19 protein-coding genes are annotated in these 19,252 nt (G+C 62.9%); 7 read left to right on the top strand and 12 right to left on the bottom strand.

Annotated features, from left to right (window positions below; genetic code table 11):
• Nucleotides 1-55 precede the first annotated feature (55 nt).
• The 4 genes from GNZ12_RS01675 to bamE all read right to left on the bottom strand — a co-directional run bounded on the left by GNZ12_RS01675 (nt 56) and on the right by bamE (nt 3,077).
• Nucleotides 56-487 carry an ExbD/TolR family protein gene (locus GNZ12_RS01675; RefSeq protein ID WP_172308707.1) on the bottom strand — a complete coding sequence of 144 codons (432 nt, stop codon included), beginning with the start codon at nt 485-487 and terminating at the stop codon, nt 56-58.
• Nucleotides 488-523: 36 nt separating this feature from the next.
• Nucleotides 524-1,240, bottom strand: coding sequence for a MotA/TolQ/ExbB proton channel family protein (locus GNZ12_RS01680; protein ID WP_172308708.1), 717 nt, complete (start codon nt 1,238-1,240; stop codon nt 524-526).
• A gap of 78 nt (nt 1,241-1,318) precedes the next feature.
• On the bottom strand, nt 1,319-2,116 hold the full coding sequence (dapB, locus tag GNZ12_RS01685) for a 4-hydroxy-tetrahydrodipicolinate reductase (RefSeq protein WP_172308709.1): 798 nt from the start codon (nt 2,114-2,116) through the stop codon (nt 1,319-1,321).
• A gap of 103 nt (nt 2,117-2,219) precedes the next feature.
• Nucleotides 2,220-3,077, bottom strand: coding sequence for an outer membrane protein assembly factor BamE (gene bamE, locus GNZ12_RS01690; RefSeq protein WP_172308722.1), 858 nt, complete (start codon nt 3,075-3,077; stop codon nt 2,220-2,222).
• A 158-nt stretch (nt 3,078-3,235) separates the two neighbouring features.
• Between bamE and fur the strand changes: the two genes are divergently transcribed.
• Nucleotides 3,236-3,664: a ferric iron uptake transcriptional regulator gene (fur, locus tag GNZ12_RS01695; RefSeq protein ID WP_012434340.1), complete on the top strand. Its 429-nt coding sequence runs from the start codon at nt 3,236-3,238 to the stop codon at nt 3,662-3,664.
• A gap of 217 nt (nt 3,665-3,881) precedes the next feature.
• Here fur and GNZ12_RS01700 read toward each other — a convergent pair whose 3' ends face one another.
• From GNZ12_RS01700 to GNZ12_RS01710, 3 genes are all read right to left on the bottom strand, one after another.
• Complete coding sequence (locus GNZ12_RS01700; RefSeq protein WP_172308710.1) at nt 3,882-4,394, bottom strand: ureidoglycolate lyase; 513 nt, start codon at nt 4,392-4,394, stop codon at nt 3,882-3,884.
• 13 nt (nt 4,395-4,407) lie between these two features.
• Complete coding sequence (gene alc, locus GNZ12_RS01705; RefSeq protein WP_172308711.1) at nt 4,408-5,418, bottom strand: allantoicase; 1,011 nt, start codon at nt 5,416-5,418, stop codon at nt 4,408-4,410.
• Between the two features lie 133 nt (nt 5,419-5,551).
• Complete coding sequence (locus GNZ12_RS01710; protein ID WP_172308712.1) at nt 5,552-6,880, bottom strand: C4-dicarboxylate transporter DctA; 1,329 nt, start codon at nt 6,878-6,880, stop codon at nt 5,552-5,554.
• 222 nt (nt 6,881-7,102) lie between these two features.
• Here GNZ12_RS01710 and GNZ12_RS01715 point away from each other — a divergent pair, with 222 nt between their 5' ends.
• Complete coding sequence (locus GNZ12_RS01715) at nt 7,103-7,795, top strand: FadR/GntR family transcriptional regulator (protein WP_172308713.1); 693 nt, start codon at nt 7,103-7,105, stop codon at nt 7,793-7,795.
• 94 nt (nt 7,796-7,889) lie between these two features.
• Here GNZ12_RS01715 and gap read toward each other — a convergent pair whose 3' ends face one another.
• Both gap and tkt read right to left on the bottom strand, forming a co-directional pair.
• Complete coding sequence (gene gap, locus GNZ12_RS01720; protein ID WP_172308714.1) at nt 7,890-8,900, bottom strand: type I glyceraldehyde-3-phosphate dehydrogenase; 1,011 nt, start codon at nt 8,898-8,900, stop codon at nt 7,890-7,892.
• Nucleotides 8,901-8,995: 95 nt separating this feature from the next.
• Nucleotides 8,996-11,017, bottom strand: coding sequence for a transketolase (gene tkt / locus GNZ12_RS01725; protein WP_172308715.1), 2,022 nt, complete (start codon nt 11,015-11,017; stop codon nt 8,996-8,998).
• 335 nt (nt 11,018-11,352) lie between these two features.
• On the opposite strand from tkt, the gene speE reads away from it, so the two are divergent.
• The 3 genes from speE (at nt 11,353) to GNZ12_RS01740 (ending at nt 13,510) form a co-directional block, all read left to right on the top strand.
• A complete protein-coding gene (speE, locus tag GNZ12_RS01730; protein WP_172308716.1) occupies nt 11,353-12,222 on the top strand; it encodes a polyamine aminopropyltransferase in 870 nt (289 codons plus the stop codon).
• A 114-nt stretch (nt 12,223-12,336) separates the two neighbouring features.
• On the top strand, nt 12,337-12,750 hold the full coding sequence (locus GNZ12_RS01735; protein ID WP_063497351.1) for a VOC family protein: 414 nt from the start codon (nt 12,337-12,339) through the stop codon (nt 12,748-12,750).
• Between the two features lie 19 nt (nt 12,751-12,769).
• Nucleotides 12,770-13,510: a 16S rRNA (uracil(1498)-N(3))-methyltransferase gene (locus GNZ12_RS01740; protein WP_172308723.1), complete on the top strand. Its 741-nt coding sequence runs from the start codon at nt 12,770-12,772 to the stop codon at nt 13,508-13,510.
• A gap of 101 nt (nt 13,511-13,611) precedes the next feature.
• Here the strand turns inward: GNZ12_RS01740 and GNZ12_RS01745 are convergent, their stop codons facing one another.
• From GNZ12_RS01745 to GNZ12_RS01755, 3 genes are all read right to left on the bottom strand, one after another.
• On the bottom strand, nt 13,612-14,172 hold the full coding sequence (locus GNZ12_RS01745; protein ID WP_172308717.1) for a barstar family protein: 561 nt from the start codon (nt 14,170-14,172) through the stop codon (nt 13,612-13,614).
• Nucleotides 14,173-14,188: 16 nt separating this feature from the next.
• Nucleotides 14,189-14,605 (bottom strand): ribonuclease, encoded by a 417-nt coding sequence (locus GNZ12_RS01750; RefSeq protein WP_172308718.1) that lies wholly within the window; start codon nt 14,603-14,605, stop codon nt 14,189-14,191.
• Between the two features lie 417 nt (nt 14,606-15,022).
• A complete protein-coding gene (locus tag GNZ12_RS01755) occupies nt 15,023-17,362 on the bottom strand; it encodes an NADP-dependent malic enzyme (RefSeq protein ID WP_172308719.1) in 2,340 nt (779 codons plus the stop codon).
• 207 nt (nt 17,363-17,569) lie between these two features.
• Between GNZ12_RS01755 and thiL the strand changes: the two genes are divergently transcribed.
• Both thiL and GNZ12_RS01765 read left to right on the top strand, forming a co-directional pair.
• Entirely contained in the window at nt 17,570-18,568 is a 999-nt protein-coding gene (gene thiL / locus GNZ12_RS01760) for a thiamine-phosphate kinase (protein WP_172308720.1), read from the top strand.
• Entirely contained in the window at nt 18,558-19,130 is a 573-nt protein-coding gene (locus tag GNZ12_RS01765) for a phosphatidylglycerophosphatase A family protein (protein WP_172308721.1), read from the top strand. The genes thiL and GNZ12_RS01765 overlap by 11 nt, the downstream gene beginning before the upstream one ends.
• Nucleotides 19,131-19,252: the final 122 nt, after the last annotated feature.

The following is a 19,252-nucleotide window of genomic DNA, read 5'->3' on the forward strand; positions in this document are numbered from 1 at the left end:
GCGTGGTGCGCAGGGGCGACGGGTTGCGTCGGAGGGGCCGATGTCGCTAGCGCCGCTATGGCTTCGCGCCCGGCGGCGGCGGTTCGGTCACGAAACCGATCCGCTCGAGCCCGGCCTGTTGCGCCGCGCCCATGACCTGCGCGATCACTTCGTATCGCGTGGAGCGCTCGGCGCTCAGCTGTATCTCCGGCTGGTCGGCCTGTTTGCCCGCTTCCACGAATTGCGCGCGCATCTGCTGCAGCGTGATGACCTTGCCGTTCCAGTACAGCTTGCCGGCGGCATCGATTGAAAGAGAAATGGTTTGGGGCGTTTGCCGCGCGGGCGCGGCCGCGACTTTGGGCAAATCGAGCCGGATCGCGTGCGTGAATAAAGGCGCGGTAATGATAAAAATCACCAGCAGCACGAGCATCACGTCGATCAACGGCGTCATGTTGATCTCGGCCATCGGCGCGGCCGTCTGCTTTTTCTCGAGTCCACCGAATGCCATGTCGCCTCCTTCTGTCTCCCAGACTCAGCGGTGCGCTTAGTGGGTCCGGATCTGGACTTGCTGAGGTTGGGGATGGGGCCGGGGCTGGTCCGCCGGCGCGCACACGTAGGCGTGCAGATCGTGTGCGAAGCCGTCGAGTTCTTCCGACAACTGCCGCACGAGGCGGCCGAGCACGTTATAGGCGAGCACCGCCGGGATCGCGACCACGAGGCCGAAAGCCGTCATGATCAGCGCCTCGCCGACCGGACCCGCAACGTTCTCGATCTGCGCCTGACCACTCGCCGCGATGCTGCCGAGCGCGTGATAGATGCCCCAAACCGTACCGAGCAAGCCAACAAACGGCGCCGTGCTGCCCACCGAGGCCAGCAGCACCTGGCCGAACTCGAGCCGCCGCTGTGACGCATTGAGCGCCTGACGCAGCGCCCGCAATACCCGTTCGCTGCGCTCGACGCGTGCGAGCAGCACGCCGGGAATGTCGACTTCGGCTGCATGCAGCGCGGCCTCGGCGAGCGGCGTGAAGACGCGCTCGCGGTCCACGCGCTTCAATGCCGCGACGCCGTCCGACAGCGTCGATGCCTGCCAGAACTGTGCAATGGCCGGCACGGCCTGACGTTTGGCGCGCGTGAGGATCCAGCTTTTGACGATCAGAAAGCACCAGCTCGCAATCGACATCGCCAGCAGCACATACGCGACGCCGTGCGTGATCGCGTCGCTGGTTTCCAGGTAATGGATGATGCCGCTGCTGCCTGCCATCTGACCTCGCCGTTCGAAAATGACTACAGGGGCGCTACAGGGGAGCAAAGTGGGGCCGCAACCGGCCCCGTGACACACTCAACGCAGGCCGAGCACGTCCTGCATATCGAAGAAGCCGTTCTTGTGGCCTTCGAGGAAGCGTACCGCACGAAGCGCGCCTTGCGCATACGACAGGCGGCTCGCCGATTTGTGCGTAATTTCGATACGCTCGCCGATGCCGGCAAACAGCACCGTATGGTCGCCGACGATGTCGCCGCCGCGAATCGCCGAGAAGCCGATCGTGGACGAATCGCGTTCGCCGGTCACGCCTTCGCGGCTGTAGACCGCGCAGTCGTCGAGATTGCGACCGAGCGCGTGGGCAATCACTTCGCCCATGGTTAGCGCAGTACCGGACGGCGCGTCGACCTTGTGGCGGTGATGGGCCTCGATGATTTCGATGTCGTAGCCGGTCGCGAAATGCTTCGCGGCGTATTCGAGCAGCTTCAGCGTCACATTGACACCCACGCTCATGTTCGACGAGAACATGATGGCGATCTTGTCCGCCGCGGCGCGCAGTTGCGCTTTCTGCTCGTTGTCGAAACCGGTCGTGCCGATCACCATTTTGACGTTGTGGCGCTGCGCGGCTTCCAGATGCATCAGCGTGCCTTCGGGGCGCGTGAAGTCGATCAGGTAGTCGGATTCGGCGAACACGCGTTCGACGTCGTCGGTCAGCAGCACGCCCGTCTGTTTGCCGAGAAACGCGCCGGCGTCCTGACCGAGTTGCGGGGAGCCCGCGCGGTCGAGCGCGCCGGACAGCGTGGCGTCGGAATCGTTGAGGACGGTTTCGATGAGCATCCGGCCCATACGGCCCGATGCGCCAGCAATGGCAATTTTCATGGCTACGAGGGTTCGAAAGGGGTAAGAAAGGCTGACGGGCGCGGCGCACGGTACATTCCGTCGCAGCGCCCGTCTTGCCTGCCCTAAGACACGGACAGCGCGATTAGCCGCCCGTTCCCGAAGATGTGGGCGCAGCGGTCAGCGGCGCGTTGAGCGTCGGGCCGCCATTGTTGCTTTGCGGGCCCGTCGGTCCCACCGGATTTTCCTGCGTGCCCGGAACTTGCGGCGGCGGCGGACGGTGGAACTGGAACTGCGGCTGCCCGGCGGCCGTGGGGCCCGCTGACGGAATACCACCACCGTTGGCGGTCGGCACGGCAGCGCGCACCGACGGCTGCGCGTTGGACGGCGTTTGCACCGCGTTGGTCAGCCGATTCGCGGCCTGCGCGGCTTCGGCGTTGGCGTCTGTTGACGGCACGGCCACTGCTGCTGCGTCGGCGGACGGCGAACGCGTGGTGTCCACGGTAGCCGGCGCCGCAGCCACCGGCGCACTGGCGCCCGTTGCAGCTACCGGCTCGCTGGCGCCCGTTGCTGCGCTTGCCACGTTCGGCACGGCGGCCTTCTTCTTGCCGAGCTTGTCACCGTCGATTTCTGCCAGCAACTCGAGGTTGGACGGCAGATCGTCGCCACCCGACCAGCTCGCGACGCGGTCGCCCGCGAACAGGACCACGAAGTCGCGCTGCTGCACCACGTTAGTCGAGCCGCGTTTGAAATAGAACACGTAGTCCCAGCGGTCCGCGTGGAACATGTCGGTCAGAAGCGGCGTGCCGAGCAACTGCTTCACCTGCGCGCGCGACATGCCGACCTGCATCTGCGAAGCCGCCTCTTTCGAGACGAAATTGCCTTGCACCACCGTAATACGGTACGGCGTGATGCTTTGGGCAATACGCTGCGTCAGGCTGTCGTAAGTGGAACATCCGGCAAGAACCGCGACAGTCGCAACAGCGATCAAGGTACCCCGCATGCGGCTCCCCCGGTAGATCAATTGAGATTTTGAAATCATTTCACTCACCGTGCGGGCCCGCTGACGAGCCGCGCGAGTTTCATTCCATCGAAGATGACCAGAACGGCAAAAACACATTACTATGAGAGCCCAGCATTGTACTCTAGGGATCCCTTGTCATGACCAATCCAACCGATCTCAAGAATATCGGGCTCAAGGCGACCCTTCCGCGCCTCAAAATCCTTGAGATTTTTCAGCATAGCCCGGTGCGCCACCTGACCGCTGAAGACGTCTACCGCAACCTGTTGCACGAAGAACTCGATATCGGCCTGGCAACCGTGTATCGCGTGCTGACGCAGTTCGAGCAGGCCGGCCTGCTGTCGCGCAGCAACTTCGAATCGGGCAAAGCGGTGTTCGAATTGAACGAAGGGTCGCATCACGACCACCTCGTGTGCCTCGATTGCGGGCTCGTCGAAGAATTTTTCGACTCCGAAATCGAAAGCCGCCAGCAATCCATCGCGAAGGAACGCGGCTTCAAGCTGCAGGAACATGCGTTGGCGCTGTATGGCGCGTGTACCAAGGAGAATTGCCCGCATCGCAAGCACTAGCGCTGAGTTAGTGCGATACCGGCCGAGTCGGGGTGCGCGGTTCGGTGGGCAACGGAAAAACCCGGCCGATGAAAATCGGCCGGGTTTTTTCTTATGGGTGCGGCGCAGTGGCCGCGCTGAAACGCTCTCGCCGCTTTGCATGGGTAGCGCTTCGCCCGCGCCTGGACGCTAGCGCTTCTTTGCGCGCGCGGCATTGCCGCCGCGTTGCGACTCCGGCCTATTCCGCTAACGCGACGCCCGCTTCGAACAGCAGCCGCCACGATTCGGCCAAAGACATTTCGTCGCAGTTGGGCTGCTCGCCGCCACGATCCACCACCACAAAATCGCTCACCTGCTCGAGCGCCAGCAGCGGATGGTGCCAGACGCCTTTCGCGTAGTTCACACCCTGCCAGCCGTCGCTCCAGAAGGCCCGCATCTGGGCCGGATCGAACTCGCCCGCAGGCGCGACAACCACCAGATACTGGCGCGCCGTTAAGGGAATGAAAGCCTGACTGCCCAGCGGATGCCGCTCCATCATCGTGATTTCGATCGGCAGCGCGCGCGGTTGCGCCCGAAACAGATTGACCAGCGGCCGGCCACCGTCCTCCGTCACGTCGACCCTGGCGAGGTCGTGATAGCGCTCGGTCGTGCCGCCGTTGATCGGGAAATGGCGCGAGCCGTCCAGTTCGATGACGTCGCCGAACGGCGCGAAGGCCGCGCGCGTCAGACGTTCCACATGCAAGGTCTTCATCGACGCCACTCCTTTACACAATCTCGCCCCACAAACGCAGGCGCGACACGCCACCGTCCGGGATGATGTTGAAACGCACGTGCGTCACCGGGCCGAGCGACGCGATGTCGTCCGTGAACGTGTGCACGTGGTCCATCTGCAGCTTCTGTTCGCCGAGCAGCACGGGCCAGAACATCGCCTGCGTGACGAGCGAATCGTCCGTACCGCCCGTCACCGAGGCCGCCTGCAGCGAACAGCGATCAGGGTAATTGCCCTTGAAGTGCGCCGTATCCACTTCGATTTTGCGAATCACGCCCGGCCGCGCGAGCGCGACGATCGCCCAGTCGTTGCCCGGCTCGCGGCGGCGGCGCGTCTCCCAGCCGTCGCCCATGTTGACGCCGCGCCCCGGCATCAGCATCTGCGAGGCTGGTCCGAAATGCTGGTTGTTCGCGGCGACGAGATACGCGCCGTTTTCGATCGCGGCGAGATCCAGCAGCGTGCCGCGCTCCACGCGCTCCCAGTCGCGCTTCGGCTGACCGTACACGCGCAGACGCGCGAGACCACCGTCCGGATACAGATTCACGCGCAGATGCGTGAAGGCGCGGGCGTCGTTCACTTCGATGTAATGGTGCTGGTTGCCCTGCAGCGTGGTGGCCGGCACGAGCGATTCCCAGTCGGCATTGTCGGGCGGAGCGTCGCCATCTGCATAGCACGCGTCGATCGATGCGGCCGGCGGAAAGTTACCGGTGAAGTGGCTCGTATCCAGATCGACGCCGTACACGACGCCCGGCCGGGCGAGCCGGATCACGCAATAGTCGTGGCCGGTGGTGCGCTTGCGGCGCGTCTCCCAGCCGTCCATCCACTTGCCGTGGTCGTCGTACTTGCCGGGAATGAACACCGCCGGCTGCGGCTCGAGCATGCGTTCTTTCGGCGCGAAGAATTCGTCGCTCGCGTAGAGCGCCTGAGCGCCCAGACGCGGGTCGGCGAGGTTCATGTAGCGACGGGTGAAAGCAGGAGCGTTGGGGTCGAGGATCGGATTAGCCATAGTCTCAGTCAGGCGACAAAAAGTGAGGGTGAGACGGCGGAGTCAGCGCATCCGCCGGGACAGAACGCGCGCCGCGTTGGCGCGCCGATAAATAGCGATATATCTGGCCACCGTGCCACGTGGCCGTGCCCGTTCAGACGGCCGGTACGTGTTCGCCGGCGGCGGGCTCTACGCCTGCGTCTTCGCCGGCGGGCACGTAGCGCAGTGCTTCGTCACGGTTCAACACGCGATGGGCACGCGCCCGATCGATATCGTTCTCCCACACGGCGACCACCACCGTCGCGACGCAATTGCCGATCAGGTTGGTCAGCGCGCGGGCAATGCCGACGAACCAGTCAACCGGCAGGATCAGCACGAGGCCGAGCACGGGGATCGCCGGGATCGCGGACAGCGTCGCGGCCAGAATCACGATCGCGGAGCCGGGAATGCCGTGCGCGCCCTTCGACGTCACCAGCGACACCAGCACCACCACGATCAGGTCATGGATGGACAGCGGCGTATTGGTGGCCTGTGCGATGAAAATCACCGCGAGGGTCAGATAGATGGAGAAGCCATCGAGATTGAAGGAGTAGCCGGTCGGAATGACGAGACCGACGGTCGAATCCTTGACGCCCATCCATTCGAGCTTGCGCATGATCTGCGGCAGCACGGCATCGGACGAAGCGGTACCCAGCACGATCGACAGTTCTTCGCGCAGATAGCGGATCAGCTTGAAGATGCTGAAACCGGCCAGGCGCATCACGATGCCCAGCACGACCACCACGAACACGAAGCAGCTCGCGTAGAACACCAGCACCAGCATGCCGAGTTGCTTGAGCGATTCGACGCCATAGGTGCCAGTCGTGAACGCGATCGCACCGAGCACGCCAAGCGGCGCGAGCTTGATGATGAAACCCATCACGCGGAAAAACACCTGCGAAAGCTCGTCGATCAGGCTGCTGACGCGTTGCGCCTTATTGCCGAGCAGCGAGAGCGCCGAGCCGAACAGCACCGAAAACACGAGGATTTGCAGAATGTCGCCGGTCGCGAATGCGTTGATCGCCGTGTCGGGGATGATCTTCAGCAGAAAGCCGGCCGTGTCCTTGAGGCTCTTCGCGTGCTCGGTGTAGGTCGCCAGTGAAGCGGGGTCGAGCGAATGCAAGTTGATGTTCATGCCGACGCCAGGCCGCGTTGCGTAGGCCAGCACCGCGCCGATCACAAGCGCAATCGTCGTCATGATCTCAAAGTAGATCACCGACTTGAGGCCGACGCGCCCCACTTTGCGCAGATCACCTGCATGCGCCATGCCGCTCACCACGACACAGAAGACGATCGGCCCGATCACCATCTTGATCAGCTTGAGAAAGCCGTCGCCGAGCGGGCGTAGCGACTGGGCGAAATGCGGGAACACGGCGCCAATCACGATACCTGCCACCAGCGCTATGACGACCCGGCCAAACAGTGAATTGAAGAATTTCAACACGGCTTCCTCCTAGGATTTACATCTGTTCAGACTGGTCCGACCAGTTCTGTTATCTCGAATATTAGGAAACCGATATACTGGCGTCAAGGATTCTAAACACGGTGTTTACCCGTTGCTTTCCCAGCGTTTCGGGGCCGGATTCTGCGCGTGTCACGATGCGCGTACGAGCGTTCAGAACGCGTACTACAATACTGGTCAGACCACGCACCCAAGTGAGCCACCATGAAAAACGTTCCGCATACCGTCACTGATGCCGCCATCGCGACCATCCGCGAACGGATCGAAGCGGGCGTCTATCCGGTGGGCAGTTTGCTGCCGGCGCAACGTCAGCTCTCCGAAGAACTGGCGATCAGCCGCGCATCGCTGCGCGAGGCGCTCTCGACGCTCGAAGCGCTCGGTCTGCTGATGATCCGTCCCGGCAAGGGCGTTTATGTGGAAAGTGCGCAGGCTACGGCTGCGCAATCGTGGCGCTTCGCGGAGCAGTCGTCGTTGCCGGATACCTACCAGATGCGTTTCGCGCTGGAAGGCTTTGTCGCGCGCATGGCGGCGCTGGCTGTCAGCGATTCCGACCTAGCCTGGTTCGAAGACAACATCGCGGCCATGCAGACGGCGCTCGCCTGCGACGAACTCGACGAAGCCGCCCGCCTCGACTACGACTTTCACATGCGCATCGTGAGCATTGCCGGCAACGCGGCAATCGAATCGATTCTGAGCAGCGCCGCGGAGATCATGAAGGAAAGCCAGCGGATGCCGTTCTACCGGCGCGAGTTGGTGCTGTCCACGTACACGGAACATCGAGCGATTCTCGACGCGCTCAAGGCGCGCGATTCAGGTGCCGCCGGGAAGGCGATCGAAACCCATATCTCGAACGCCGCGCAGCGCGCCGGCGTTTATTTCCCGACGCCGCAGGCATAAAAACGCAGGCGTAAAAAAAGCCGCTCCGAAGAGCGGCTTTTGCAGTTGCCCTGCTGGCCCAAACAAAGCCGCAGAGCAAGCGAAGCGAAACGGCTTACTTCGCGTTGGCCAGTGCCACAGCCGTGTCCAGCATACGGTTCGAGAAGCCCCACTCGTTGTCGTACCAGCTCGACACCTTCACCAGACGGCCCGACACCTTGGTCAGCGTGGCGTCGAACGTCGACGAAGCCGGGTTGTGGTTAAAGTCGATCGAGACCAGCGGTGCGTCGTTGTAACCGAGGATGCCCTTCAGCGCGCCTTCCGACGCTTCCTTCATGATCGCGTTGACTTCTTCGACCGTCGTGTCGCGCGCGGCGATGAACGACAGGTCGACGACCGACACGTTGATAGTCGGGACGCGAATCGCGTAGCCGTCCAGCTTGCCGTTCAGTTCCGGCAGCACGAGACCCACTGCCGATGCAGCACCGGTCTTGGTCGGGATCTGGCTGTGCGTGGCCGAACGCGCGCGGCGCAGGTCCTCGTGATACACGTCCGTCAGAACCTGGTCGTTCGTGTACGCGTGGATCGTGGTCATCAGACCGTTCACGAGGCCGATCTTGTCGTTCAGCGGCTTGACGAGCGGTGCCAGGCAGTTGGTCGTGCACGATGCGTTCGAGATCACCGTGTCCGATGCCTTCAGGACGTTGTGGTTCACGCCGTAGACGATCGTTGCGTCGACGTCCTTACCACCCGGCGCCGAGATGATGACCTTCTTTGCGCCGCCCTTGATGTGCGCGCTGGCCTTTTCCTTGGTCGTGAAAAAGCCCGTGCATTCCATCACGACGTCGACGCCCAGCTCGCCCCACGGCAGTTCTGCCGGGTTGCGGTTAGCCAACACGCGGATCTTGTCGCCGTTGACGACCAGGTAGTCACCGTCCACCGACACTTCGCCCGGGAACTTGCCGTGCGCCGTGTCGTATTGCGTCAGGTGAGCGTTGGTCTTGGCATCACCAAGATCGTTGATGGCGACGATTTCGATATCGTGCTTCTTGCCGTTTTCATAGAAGGCGCGCAGCGTGTTGCGGCCGATCCGGCCGTAGCCGTTGATTGCGACGCGAATCGTCATGGTTTATCTCCTGATGGCTGAAAAAAAATCGTCCATGTGGGTCTGATCTGCCGGGATTGCCGCGCGTAGGGTCGCGCGGCAGCCTCGCACGCAGGTCAGCCGAGTGCGGCTTTGGCCGTCTCTACGACGTGCTCGACGGTGAAGCCGAAATGCTTGAACAGAACACCAGCCGGGGCCGATTCGCCGAACGTGTCGATGCCGACCACGCCGCCTTCCAGACCCACGTACTTGCGCCAGAAATCCGTCACACCCGCTTCGATCGCGACGCGGCGCACGCCGTGCGGCAGCACGCGTTCACGGTATTCGGCGTCCTGCTTGTCGAACACGGTAGTCGACGGCATCGACACGACACGTGCTGCGATGCCTTCGCGAGCCAGCGGCTCGACCGCGTTCAACGCCAGTTCGACTTCCGAACCGGTGGCGATCAGGATGATCTTGCGCGCGACGATTTCGTCATTCCAGTCGCGCAGCACGTAACCGCCCTTCTCGATGTTGGCGATCTGCGCGTCCGTGCGCGCCGAGAACGGCAGGTTCTGACGGCTGAAGATCAGGCACGACGGACCGTGATGCTCGACCGCGTGGGTCCAGGCCACCGCCGTTTCAACTGTATCGGCCGGGCGCCACACTTGCAGGTTCGGAATCAGACGCAGGCTTGCGACGTGTTCGATCGACTGGTGAGTCGGGCCATCTTCGCCCAGACCGATCGAGTCGTGCGTGAACACGAAGATCGACGGCGCTTTCATCAGCGCGGCGACGCGCAGCGCATTGCGGCTGTAGTCCGAGAACGTCAGGAACGTGCCGCCGAAGGCCTTGAAGCCGCCATGCAGCGCGATACCGTTGATCGCGGCGCTCATGCCGAATTCGCGCACGCCATAGTTCACATAGTTGCCGGCTGCCTTGCCTTCAGCGTTCACACGCACCGGCTTGGCGGCCTTCCAGTTGGTCAGGTTCGAACCGGTCAGGTCGGCGGAGCCGCCGAGCAATTCCGGCAATACAGCCGACAAACCTTCGATAGCCTGTTGCGATGCCTTGCGCGTCGCGACGGTTTCCGCGCGCTCGTTCGCACCGGCGATGATGGCCTTGGCCTTTTCTTTCCAGTCGGCGGGCAGTTGCTTCGCGTCGCGGCGCTTGAATTCAGCTGCTTCCTGCGGATATTTTGCTGCGTACGCGGCGAACGCCTTGTCCCAATCGGATTCGATGCGCGCGCCGGCTTCCTTCGCGTCCCATGCTGCGTAGACTTCCTGCGGAATCACGAACGGCTCCCACTTCCAGCCGATCGCTTCACGCGTTGCCGCGATTTCCTTGTCGCCGAGCGGTGCGCCGTGCGAATCGTGGCTGCCGGCCTTGGTCGGCGCGCCTTCACCGATCACGGTCTTGCAGCAGATCAGCGTCGGCTTGTCCGACAGCTTGGCCTGCTTGATCGCCGCGTCCACTGCGTCGACGTCATGGCCGACCACGTTCGGAATGACGTTCCAGCCGTACGCTTCAAAGCGTTTCGGCGTGTCGTCGTGGAACCAGTGGACCACTTCGCCGTCGATCGAGATACCGTTGTCGTCATAGAACGCGATCAGCTTGTTCAGCTTCAGCACGCCCGCAAGCGAGCAGGCTTCGTGCGAGATGCCTTCCATCAGGCAGCCGTCGCCGACGAACACATACGTGTGGTGGTCGACGATCTTCGCGTCAGGCTTGTTGAATTCGGTGGCGAGCAGCGATTCGGCGAGCGCCATGCCGACGGCATTGGCCAGACCCTGGCCGAGCGGGCCGGTGGTGGTCTCGACGCCCGGCGTGATGCCGTATTCCGGATGACCCGGCGTCTTCGAGTGCATCTGGCGGAAGTTCTTCAGCTCTTCCATCGGCAGGTCATAGCCGGTCAGATGCAGCAGCGAGTACAGCAGCATCGAGCCGTGGCCATTCGACAGAATGAAACGGTCGCGATCGGCCCACTGCGGGTTCGTCGGATTGTGGCGCAGGTGGCCCGACCACAAAGCCACGCCGATTTCGGCCATGCCCATCGGCATGCCGGGGTGGCCGGAATTCGCTTTTTGAACGGCGTCCATGGACAACGCGCGGATTGCGTTAGCCATCAGGGAAGTGGGTGCGGGAGACGGGGTCGTCATGTCGAGTCCGGAGACAGAGTCAGAAAGCGGTGCGCGCTTGCGGCCCGGATGCTCGAATGCCAGTCCACTTCGGCGCACGGTGCGGCGCCAGTAGACGCGAAACGGGCAGAGCAAACGGACAAGGCTGAAAGCGTGACATTCTAACAGAACGTTCACCGGCCCCCTGCGCGCAAGCCCGCCTTGCTACCTGGTTCCGGGCTGGTTGCGCGCTAGTTCCTGGGTGGCCGCGCGTTAGTTTCGAGCCGGCGCTGCACGCGGATAGGGGGCGCGCCGCGCTTGCGCCTTTACAATTAAGCGACACCAACCCACCATGCTCCGAACGGAGCCCGCCATCCGTGAGCGCTCCCCTGTTGTTTCAACCGACCGCCGACGCAGTCTACGGATTTCCGAGCGCGCGGCGGCTTGCGCGCGTCGATTCGCCTTACCAGCGAATTGAGGTATGGGACACGCCGCAACTCGGCCGGCTGTTTACGCTCGACGGCCGCCCGATGACTTCCACCGGCGACGAATTCATCTACCACGAGTGCATGGTGCATCCGGCCGCGCTGGCAGATCCATCGCCGAAGGCAGCGCTGGTGCTGGGCGGCGGCGACGGCGGCGCCGCGCGGCAACTGCTGAAACACCCGGGCATCGAGCGGATCGTGGTGGCGGAGCTCGACGCCGAAGTCGTGCGCCTGACTCGCAAATATTTGCCCGAAGTTCACGGCGGCACTTTCGACGATCCGCGCGTCGAGTTGGTGATCGGCGACGCCGCGGATTACGTCGTGGGGGTTGCAGCGCAGTTCGATCTGGTCGTCTTCGACCTGACGCCTCCTGACTCGCCCGCCGCGGGCCTATACACACCGGACTTCTACATACAGCTCAAGCGCGTCATGAGCCCGGCCGCGACGCTCTCGCTGCATCTCGGCTCGCCGTACTTCCATCCGGAACGCGTCGCCGGCCTCCTCGACGATCTGCGCGACACCTTCGCCATCGTGCGCACGATGAGCACATTCATCCCGCTCTACGGCTCACTCTGGATGATGGCGACCGCCAGCGACACGCTCGACCCCGCCGCCCTCACCGTCGAAGCGCTCGCCGAGCGCCTTGCCGCGCGTCGAATCGGCCCGCTGAAGCACTACGACCCAGCCTTGCACGCCGGACTGTTCTCGGCATCCCGGTCCGTGCGCGATAAACTAAGTCAATTCTTAAAGCCATCGAGCTAACGCGTGGGCAGAATGCACGGTTCGGTCGGCACGCGCTATCGGTGTATCGATACGCGACCGCCCGCCTGGCCTCGCAGCATGCATCCAGCAAACCCAATAGATCCGGAGAATCCCATGACCGCCCCCCGCCCAGCCGGTGTGCCCTGGTTGACCCCCTATCTGACGGTGCGCGACGCGCGTGCCGCGACCGCGTTCTTCGAAGCGGCATTCGGTTTCGAGGTACGTGATAGCGTCCAGGACGACGGTGTCGTCATGCATGTCGAGATGACCTATCAAGGCCAGCTGATCGTAATGTTCGCGCCGGAAGGCGCGTTCGGCTCGGCGGCGAAAACACCCAAAAGCGCGGGCGCGATTGCGCCGCAATCGTTCTATGTCTATGTCGACGATGTCGACGCGGTTTACACGCGGGCGCTAGCCGCCGGCGCAAAATCGCTGAGCGAGCCACAGGATCAATTCTGGGGCGACCGGTTTGCCCAGGTCGAAGATCTGGACGGCTACCGTTGGGCGCTCGCTCGCCACCTTTCGTGAACCAATGAGTATTTTTCTGATGCCTCGCTTCTTCGTCGGTACGCCTCTCAAGCCCGACGACATCATGCAGTTGCCCGATGATGTCACGCGCCACATCCTCGTGCTGCGTTTGCAGCCCGGCGATTCGATCGTGCTTTTCAACGGCGAAGGCGGCGAATACAGCGCCGAACTCGTCGAAGTCGAACGCCGCTCAGCCAAGGTGAGAATTCACGAATTCCGCAATATCGAAGTGGAAGCACCGTATCACCTCACCCTCGCGCAGGGCATTGCCGGCGGCGACAAGATGGACTGGCTCATCGAGAAGGCGGTCGAACTTGGGGCATCGTGTTTCGTGCCGCTGACCACCACGCGCAGCGTCGTGCGTCTTTCCGGCGAACGCGCGCAGCGGCGGCATGTGCACTGGCAGGGCATCGTGCGGGCGTCGTGTGAACAATGCGGGCGCAATCGCTTGCCGGAAGTGATGCCGGTGCGTGAGATCGCCACGTGGCTCGGCGCGCTGCCTCGCACGCCTGAAGAAGGCGAAATGCGCATTCTGCTGTCGCCGCGCGCCAGCATCAGTTTTTCGGCGCTGCCGGTCAATCCGCCATTCGGGCGCGTGACCGTGCTGGTCGGACCGGAAGGCGGTTTTTCGGCGGCGGAAGAAGCCGCTGCGACCGATCACGGATTTACTGCCGTGGGTCTCGGACCGCGCGTGTTGCGCACGGAAACCGCCGGCATCGCCGTGCTCTCGGCGCTGGCAGCTCGCTGGGGCGCCTGGTAAGTCGACTTTCGAGTACCAAAAGCAAAGGCCCGCCAATTGGCGGGCCTTACTCTTTCTTTTGCTACAGCAGGCAGCGCTCAGGCACCCTATTCAGGCCTACCTTAGGCAAACGAATAAAACACCCGGAACGCAACCTTGCGCTCGGCCCAGAACTCGGACGCTTCGCGGAACACGTCCAGTAGCGTCTCGCGCCCTTCCTTGTCGAACTTTTGTGCGACCGGCAGCTGCTCGAGCACGATGACGAATCCGGGCTGCGTGCCTGCCTTATGGACCAGATCAGTCAGGCAATCGTAGAGCGCGTCGTAATTCTTGCCGAAATGCTTCGGAAACAGGAACGACGTAGCAATGGTCTCCAGCACTTCCTGTTTGGACTGAGCGTTCGCGCAGTACGCGTACAGAAAATGCTGGCCGAGATGATTGGCTTCGTCAGCGAGATCCTGCACGCGAAACGCGCGGATCGACTGTACGATGTTCGGTCGTACGGTCTTGAAAAGACTCATGGGCTCCTCATTCGATGCAAGCACAGTGCTGCCTTCGCTCTGGGTATCCCGGCCCTGGTCGCCGGCGCGCATCCGCATGACGCGCTGGAACAAATTGCCGTCGCCGGCCGCGAAAAGATCCGTCGCGACTCCGGAGTCGTGCGCGTAGACGTTGTCGCTCATGCCGTTCATCCCGATGTCATTCAACAATACGATTAAAACTGGTGTAATGGTCGTCCGAGTAATAACAGTTGTCGATCCGCTGTAGCGGACCTCCGCAGACGATGCGACGCGCCCCGCGGTTTCGCGAGCGAGGCGTGGGAACGGTGTATTCGTGGTAATAGCCGCGCCGATGCGGCGGCAGCAACCGTTCGCGATTGCCGAATACGATGCCGTCCTTCTCATACGGGTAAGGCCCGCCCGCGGCAATCAAGTTCAATGTATTGACCGCTTCGCGCGGCAACTGCGCCGGCGCGATAGTGCCCTGCACCTGTGCTTGTGGTTCGGCGGGTGCCGTGTAGTCGCGCGCAAACGCGCCAGGCACGGAGCCCGATAAAGCGCAGAGCGTCAAAGCACCGATCAGCACGCCTTTGATGCGTTGCCACTTGCGTGCCATGAATCAAGGTTCCCCGCTGTTAGATCACGAGTTTGACGACCATGAAAGTCGTAAGGGTATCGCTAAAACCCCACAGAATCAACGTTCACCGGACAGACAAAAGCTTCCAATCGCGCGGAAAAGAGCCACGGAACGGGCTTTGACGACTTTTGACAGAATATTTAGCCTACGCAAGCTAAAATTAACTTAATGAAGCAAAAGGAACGGGCCAAAACCCACTGGCCACCCGTTGCGCAGCCCATTCCCTGCAGTGAAAGCCGTACGGTTCCTGCCGTCTCTCGGAGGCGGAATGGTCTCATTCAGCCATTTTTGGGTGGCTATCTCCAGTTCACCCACAGGCGTGCCCGTTGCAGGCACGCCTTTTTTTTTGCATGGCGCTCAATCAACCGGCGCCATGCCTCGCTCCCGAATCAGGAATTATCGGGACGCGATCACGTCTGCGACCAGCAGCGCCGTCATGTTGACGATGCGGCGAACCGTGGCCGAAGCCGTCAGCACGTGCACCGGCTTGGCCGCGCCCAGCAGCATCGGACCAATCGCGATGTTGTTGCCCGCAGCGGTCTTCAGCAGGTTGTACGAGATGTTGGCCGAGTCGATGTTCGGCAGCACCAGCAGGTTCGCGTCGCCTTCGAGCGTCGAGTCGGGGAGCACTTCGCGGCGCAGATTCGCGTCGAGCGCGAGGTCGCCGTGCATTTCGCCGTCCACTTGCAGATCCGGTGCGCGCTCGCGCAGGATTGCCAGCGTGTCGCGCATTTTCTGCGCGGTCGGCGCATTGCTTGAGCCGAAGTTCGAATGCGACAGCAGGGCGACCTTCGGTTCGATACCAAATCGACGCACTTCCTCGGCGGCCATGATCGTGATCTCGGCCAGTTGCTCCGGCGTCGGATCGACGTTCACGTGCGTGTCGACCAGGAAAATCTGGCGATTCGGCAACACCAGTGCGTTCATCGCCGCGTAGACCTTCGCGCCTTCCTTCTTGCCGATCACCTGATCGATGAAGTGCAGATGGCGATGCGTGGTGGACACCGTGCCGCAGATCATGCCGTCCGCCTCGCCCTTTTCCACCATCATTGCGCCGATCAGCGTGGTGCGGCGGCGCATTTCGAGCTTCGCCATCTGCTCGGTGATGCCCTTGCGGGACATCATCTTGTGATAGTCCTGCCAGAAGTCGCGGTAACGCTCGTCGTGGTCGGTATTCACGACCGTGTAGTCCTGACCCGCGATGAGACGCAGGCCGTAACGCGCGATGCGCTGTTCGATCACCGCCGGACGGCCGATCAGGATCGGCTTCGCGAGCTTTTCGTCGACGATGATCTGCATGGCGCGCAGCACACGCTCTTCTTCGCCTTCCGCGAACACAATGCGCTTCTTTTCCGGCTCGACGCTACGCGCCAGCTGGAAAATCGGCTTCATGGTCGTGCCGCTGTGATACACGAACTGCTGCAGATGCTGTTCGTACGCTTCCATGTCCTCGATCGGACGCTCGGCGACGCCTGAATCCATCGCGGCCTTCGCCACCGCCGGCGCGACCTTGACGATCAGGCGCGGGTCGAACGGCTTCGGGATCAGATAGGCCGGACCGAACGACAGATCCTGGATGCCGTAAGCCGTCGCGACGATATCGCTCTGCTCCTGGCGTGCCAGTTCGGCGATCGCGTTGACCGCCGCGATTTCCATTTCGCGCGTCACTGTCGTCGCGCCCGCATCCAGCGCGCCGCGGAACAGGAACGGGAACACCAGCACGTTGTTCACCTGGTTCGGGTAGTCGGTACGGCCCGTGCACAGCACGGCGTCCGGACGCACTTCGAGCGCCAGTTCCGGCAGGATTTCCGGGGTCGGGTTCGCCAGCGCCAGGATCAGCGGCTTGTCAGCCATCTGCTTGACCATGTCCTGCTTCAGCACGCCACCGGCCGACAGGCCGAGGAAAATGTCCGCGCCGCCGATCGCCTCAGCGAGCGTGCGAGCGTCGGTTTCGCGTGCGAAGCGTTCCTTGTCCGGGTCCATCAGTTCGACGCGGCCCTTGTAGACCACGCCGGCCAGGTCGGTGACCGTGATGTTTTCGAGCGGCAGGCCGATGTCGACCAGCAGGTCCAGGCAGGCCAGCGCTGCCGCGCCCGCGCCGGACGACACCAGTTTGACCTGCTTGATGTCCTTGCCGACCACCTTCAAACCGTTGGTGATGGCCGCCGCGACGACGATCGCCGTACCGTGCTGGTCGTCGTGGAAGACCGGAATCTTCATGCGCTTGCGGCATTCGCGTTCGACGATGAAGCAGTCCGGCGCCTTGATGTCTTCAAGATTGATACCGCCGAAGGTCGGCTCCAGCGCGGCGATCACCTCGACCAGCTTGTGCGGATCGGACTCGTTCAGCTCGATATCGAACACGTCGATGCCGGCGAACTTCTTGAACAGGACGGCCTTGCCTTCCATGACCGGCTTCGACGCGAGCGGCCCGATATTGCCGAGACCCAGCACCGCGGTGCCGTTCGTGACGACGCCGACCAGGTTGCTGCGCGCGGTGAAACGGGCGGCGTTCAGCGGGTTTTCGACGATTTCCTCACACGCGAACGCGACGCCCGGCGAGTACGCCAGCGCGAGGTCGCGCTGGTTGATCATCTGCTTGGTCGGGGCGATCGCGATCTTCCCGGGAGTCGGGAACTCGTGATAATCGAGGGCGGCTTCGCGGAGTTTGGTATTGACGGGAGTCGACATAAGGCGGGCTTCTAAGGGCGGATTAGAATAGATGTTCGACGGCATTGTAGCCCCAATTGGCGGCTCAATTCCTTCAATACGGGTACAACTGCCGCGACTGAAACATAGCGAAAGGCGGACGTGGCGCGATTTGGGCCGACCACGCATTGAATCGGAGTTGAATGCGAATAGAGTGTTTACCCGCGGGCTTCGCCGTACAATGCGCGCCGTTCGCTGTTTTTTGTTGCACTTACCCGCTCACCTACTGCCACCATGCTCTCCGAGTTTGCGCTAATCGATCGCTTCTTCGCCCGCCGCGCAGCCGCTGCGCCGTCCCGTACTGCTGAAGGCGAGCTCGGCATCGGCGACGACTGCGCCCTGCTCGCGCCGCGCCCGGGAGAAATGCTGGCGATATCGACGGACATGCTGGTAGAAGGCCGCCACTTCTTTCCCGATATCGATCCCGAGGCGCTCGGTCACAAGGCGCTCGCGGTGAACCTGTCGGATCTGGCCGCGATGGGCGCGCGGCCGCAAGCATTCACACTGGCGTTCTCCTTGCCAACGGCCGACGAAGCATGGCTCACCGCCTTTAGCGATGGCCTCTTCGCGCTGGCTGAGCGCTACGGCTGCGATCTGATCGGCGGCGACACGACCGGTGGGCCGTTGAATCTGTGCATCACCGTGTTCGGCAGCGTGCGGCCGCAAGACGCGCTGCGCCGCGACGCCGCGCAACCAGGCGACGACATCTGGATCTCCGGCACGCTCGGCGACGCTCGCGCCGGCCTAGGCGTGCAGCGCGGCGAGTGGTCTGCCGATGCCAACGACACTGCGACGTTTCGTCGCGCCCTCGAGCGTCCGGAGCCGCGCATCGTCCTCGGTCTCGCATTGCGGGGCATCGCGCATGCGGCGCTCGATCTATCGGACGGGCTCGCCGGCGACCTGCTACACATCCTTGAGCGCTCGGAAATGCAGGCCACCGTCGACGCCGACGCCGTGCCGCGTTCGACCGCGCTGCGCCGCCTCCCACCGGAGATCCAGCGACGCTGCACGCTAGCCGGCGGCGACGATTACGAACTGTGCTTCACGGCGCCGGTCACCGCACGCGCCGCAGTTGAAGCAGCCGGCCGCGAGGTGAATGTTCCGGTCACCCGCATCGGTACAATAAGCGCACTTCAAACGGCGGCCGACCGCCCGGCGATCGGCTGGCGCGATGCCGCCGGCGCGCCGCTCACTCTGACGTTGCAAGGCTTCGACCACTTCCATGCAGACTGATCCCCCGCTGGTCCCCGCCGACGATTTGATCGGCAATCCGCAGCCCAACGCGTCCGGCCCGGGCGGGCCGCGTCCTCAGCCGCGCCGCGCCACCGCGCGTTTCATGTTGTCGCATCCGCTGCACATTCTGTCGCTGGGTTTTGGCAGCGGCTTGTCGCCGGTTGCACCGGGCACGATCGGCACGCTGTTCGCATGGGCATCGTTCGCTGTCTTGAGCCGTTATCTGACCGTGATCGAGTGGGGCGTGCTCATTGTCGCGGGCTTTTTCGGCGGCATTGCGATTTGCGGCTATACCGCGAAAAAATTGGGTACCGATGATCCGTCGCCGGTCGTGTGGGACGAAATCATCGCGTTCTGGCTGGTGCTGCTGATGATCACGCCCGTTACGCTGACCGAGCAACTCTGGGCGTTCATCGTGTTCCGCTTTTTCGACATGGTGAAACCACCGCCAATCGGCTATTTCGACCGCCGACTGAAAGGTGGCTTTGGCATCATGTTCGACGACCTGGCCGCCGCGTTTTTCACGCTGCTCGTGATCGCGCTCTGGCGCATGTCGGTTTAACCGCGCTGCCCGTGGGCCGGTGCCGGTCGGCCTCTGCCCACCAGCCACCGGCCGCAGGTGCCTCCCGCAGCAGTTCCCCGTTTTCCGGATTGACGCCATGCCTACCGATTCCGTGGTTCATC

This window comes from Paraburkholderia solitsugae, assembly GCF_013177695.1.
Classification (GTDB): domain Bacteria; phylum Pseudomonadota; class Gammaproteobacteria; order Burkholderiales; family Burkholderiaceae; genus Paraburkholderia; species Paraburkholderia solitsugae.

Bases quoted from the DNA above. Each gene is read 5' to 3' on its own strand.
- GNZ12_RS01675 (WP_172308707.1), bottom strand. From the start codon at position 487: ATGGCATTCGGTGGACTCGAGAAAAAGCAGACGGCCGCGCCGATGGCC.
- GNZ12_RS01680 (WP_172308708.1), bottom strand. From the start codon at position 1,240: ATGGCAGGCAGCAGCGGCATCATCCATTACCTGGAAACCAGCGACGCG.
- dapB (WP_172308709.1), bottom strand. From the start codon at position 2,116: ATGAAAATTGCCATTGCTGGCGCATCGGGCCGTATGGGCCGGATGCTC.
- bamE (WP_172308722.1), bottom strand. From the start codon at position 3,077: ATGCGGGGTACCTTGATCGCTGTTGCGACTGTCGCGGTTCTTGCCGGA.
- fur (WP_012434340.1), top strand. From the start codon at position 3,236: ATGACCAATCCAACCGATCTCAAGAATATCGGGCTCAAGGCGACCCTT.
- GNZ12_RS01700 (WP_172308710.1), bottom strand. From the start codon at position 4,394: ATGAAGACCTTGCATGTGGAACGTCTGACGCGCGCGGCCTTCGCGCCG.
- alc (WP_172308711.1), bottom strand. From the start codon at position 5,418: ATGGCTAATCCGATCCTCGACCCCAACGCTCCTGCTTTCACCCGTCGC.
- GNZ12_RS01715 (WP_172308713.1), top strand. From the start codon at position 7,103: ATGAAAAACGTTCCGCATACCGTCACTGATGCCGCCATCGCGACCATC.
- gap (WP_172308714.1), bottom strand. From the start codon at position 8,900: ATGACGATTCGCGTCGCAATCAACGGCTACGGCCGGATCGGCCGCAAC.
- tkt (WP_172308715.1), bottom strand. From the start codon at position 11,017: ATGACGACCCCGTCTCCCGCACCCACTTCCCTGATGGCTAACGCAATC.
- GNZ12_RS01735 (WP_063497351.1), top strand. From the start codon at position 12,337: ATGACCGCCCCCCGCCCAGCCGGTGTGCCCTGGTTGACCCCCTATCTG.
- GNZ12_RS01740 (WP_172308723.1), top strand. From the start codon at position 12,770: ATGCCTCGCTTCTTCGTCGGTACGCCTCTCAAGCCCGACGACATCATG.
- GNZ12_RS01745 (WP_172308717.1), bottom strand. From the start codon at position 14,172: ATGAGCGACAACGTCTACGCGCACGACTCCGGAGTCGCGACGGATCTT.
- GNZ12_RS01750 (WP_172308718.1), bottom strand. From the start codon at position 14,605: ATGGCACGCAAGTGGCAACGCATCAAAGGCGTGCTGATCGGTGCTTTG.
- GNZ12_RS01755 (WP_172308719.1), bottom strand. From the start codon at position 17,362: ATGCCGTCGAACATCTATTCTAATCCGCCCTTAGAAGCCCGCCTTATG.
- thiL (WP_172308720.1), top strand. From the start codon at position 17,570: ATGCTCTCCGAGTTTGCGCTAATCGATCGCTTCTTCGCCCGCCGCGCA.
- GNZ12_RS01765 (WP_172308721.1), top strand. From the start codon at position 18,558: ATGCAGACTGATCCCCCGCTGGTCCCCGCCGACGATTTGATCGGCAAT.